Origin of the sequence: Vulcanisaeta sp. (genome assembly GCF_049966235.1) — an archaeon.
GTDB lineage: Archaea > Thermoproteota > Thermoprotei > Thermoproteales > Thermocladiaceae > Vulcanisaeta > Vulcanisaeta moutnovskia.
Genome location: NZ_JBMFVA010000056.1, coordinates 1 through 2029, shown reverse-complemented (window position 1 = coordinate 2029; position 2029 = coordinate 1). Strand labels below are relative to the sequence as shown.

Genomic DNA, 2029 nt, shown 5'->3' with positions numbered 1-2029 from the left:
GTAAATAATCCAAGCAGTCTTATACCAGCGGCAAGCGAAAAAGCAATAACAGAGCCTGCAAACCTCTTCACAGTCACAAGCTCAATACCAACAGCATTCACAATAAGCGGCAAGCCGACAGCTACAAGCTCTCTTGTATACAACCTTGATACATATGAGCTTAACCAATACGCTACTGCAAATGTTGCTTCATTGAATCAAAACACCGCAGGCACTGCAGTAATGCTTGAGCCTGGAGCGCTCTCACAATATTATTCTCACTTAATTAGCAGTGGAACACCTTTAGTAGGACAATAAGTGGTTACCTTAATGGTCAGACATTTTCTACCCCGGTACAGTTTACAAGCGGCTTGACAAGCACTATTGCTACAACACACCAGTTATTCAACAATATTACAAATGTAGAACTAAACTATCCATTCCCATATCCAGGAGTTGGCGTCTCTGTATACGAGGTGCCTAATCTTTCTACAGTCAGCGATCCTTCCACATTCTTCGTACCTCCGAGCTCTCCAGTAAGTACTACTACACCACCCATAGCCCTAAATCCAGTATCTACTAATACTATTAGCGGAACGAACACACTGACATTGAGCTATAGTGCGAACATAATCTCATTTGGCACGAGTGACATAATATCAGCTGTAGATAGTGCTGCATCTGGAGCAAACACAGTAATAGAAATTTCGGGTGGAGCACTGACTTCATCATTCTTAGTCTATGGTCCTACGCCAACAAATTCAGTTACTTTCAATGCAAATATACTGCCACCTTCTAACACACCATATTCTATAAGTGCATATGATAGCAATATACAAGCCAATACTGTTACAAGCAATTTACGTGTACTAAACCAGCTTTCATTAAGCTATCCATACAGCGTTATACACCAGGGCCAGTCTGATGTTATTAGTGCAGTGCTTTCAGGCCCTACAAGCAATACTTTATACCTTACAGCAAACTTGCTGCCTTCTGTGACAGCCAACACCATGAGTGTTAGCTTAAAACCAATTCCTTCTGATATACTTCAGCTGCAAGTTAATGGTTACACAGTTGCAAATAATACAGCAGGCTCAAACACAATTCAACCATTATTCAATGCAAATGTCTTACCATACGCAACATATACAATAACTGCAATGGACACCCAAGACAAGATAAATGTACAAAATCAACTAACGGTAGTGCCGCCTACAGCATTGAAGATGGCAGAGTTGACTTACTCTGGTCCAACACTTACATACACCCAGCCAGGAACAAACTACAACCTAATCTCATCATCGCTAATTGCAAACTACAGTGGCGAGAGTGGCTTCTCTACTCCAATGAAATTATTCGCTATTGAACCATTCTCATTCGGAGGACCAACAGCGTACTTTGACTTCTACTACCCAGAGTATGACTTGCCAACGTCGACTTCGGCTCAATCATACATAGTATTGCAGATAACAAACGCCTCAACAACAACGCCGCCTAGCGTGGGTTCATCGCTCTACTATCTAAACTACACACCTTCACTTGGAGTCAGTGGTGCGATAAGCTATACAAGTAGTCAATCTGGCAGCAGCCCTGTAAAAGCACCTGCAAGCTTCAGGACAGAGCGCGGATCAGAGGTTGGTTCAATAATGCCAACACAAGTAACATATGACATGGCAAAGAGCGTTGACATGCTGCAGTTCGTAGTAGGGCCAGCGTCAACAACAGTAACAACAGCAGAGCACACAATCGGACCATTCTCAGTAGGAGCACAGGCATTGCCTAACGTGACAATAGCAAACGTAACAGCAAACTGCACATTCTCAACAACATCCTGCACAGTAAACGGCATAAGCAACCTCAGCGCAACGCCAAGCGTAAGCCAGGCAATAACGCCAGTGAAGCTCAACACGGCAGCAACACCGCTCGCAGTGCTTGACACAAACGCAAACCAAGCATCGACATTGATAGTAATTGGTAGCAAGTATGTAAACTCAGTAGCAGCGCAGATCTTTGCACAGAACCCAAGCCTCAACTCGACATTCGGTCCAGG

Annotated in this window: 1 protein-coding gene; it reads left to right on the top strand. The window is 43.6% G+C overall.

Annotated features, from left to right (window positions below; translation table 11 throughout):
* Positions 1-350: 350 nt before the first annotated feature.
* On the top strand, positions 351-2029 hold a 1679-nt coding region (locus tag ACP5L5_RS11645), incomplete at its 3' end, for a hypothetical protein (RefSeq protein WP_428763987.1).